The organism is Treponema sp. R6D11 (genome assembly GCF_054786075.1).
Genome location: NZ_BDHD01000494.1, coordinates 1 through 807 on the forward strand (window position 1 = coordinate 1; position 807 = coordinate 807).

1 protein-coding gene is annotated in these 807 nt (G+C 45.7%); it reads right to left on the bottom strand.

Annotation, left to right across the window (positions count from 1 at the left end; translation table 11 throughout):
- Positions 1-807: 5'-3' exonuclease (locus tag ACYVTD_RS14200; RefSeq protein WP_461248373.1), on the bottom strand; the 807-nt coding region annotated here is incomplete at both ends.

Here is an 807-nt window from a genome sequence, read left to right on the forward strand (position 1 = left end):
GGCTCTGCCTTATGCCTTCACGGATAAGCACCTTCGCTCCTTCGGGTCTGTCAAGATTTTCTACGGACAACTCATCAATGGAATTAATCGTCAATTCTACATCGCTTCGCAAACGGATAAGCGATTGAGAAAAATAGGCGTTTTCTTTTCCTTCGGAAATTTTCTTTCCTGTTGAGCCTTCAATTGCCGCTATGTTTTTATATATCTCGTCTAAAGAGCCGTAACGAGCCATCAATTTAACCGCCGTCTTTTCACCTATTCCTTTTACGCCGGGAACATTGTCGGAGCTGTCGCCGATTAACGAAAGCAAATCCAACACTTTCGGCGGTTCTACGCCCCACTCCGCTTTTACTTCATCATGCCCGATAAGTTCCCATGCGGGACCCGGCGATATGGGGTTCTCGGTTTTTCTGTTAATTTTTGCCGGACGCAGTTCAAAAATTCCGCCGCCTACAAGTTGAAGCAAATCTTTGTCAGATGAAAGAATATAGCACTGCCTTTTTTCGGCTCGGCATTTTTCCGCAAGAGTGGCTATAATATCGTCAGCTTCAAAGCCGTCGTTTTTTATACATTTAACACCCAGAGCATTCAAAAATTCTTCAACTAACGGAACTTGCTCGTGAAGGTCTTCAGGAGTCTTCTGCCTGTTTGCCTTGTACTCGCTGTACATCTCGTGGCGGAATGTCGGCGTTCTTGAATCAAAAATTGCGGCAAGGCGGAGAGGTTTTACGGGACTATTAAGACTTTTACCATTTTCGTCAGCGCAAGGAGCGAAGGTGCTTATCCGTGAAGGCATAAGGCAGAGCG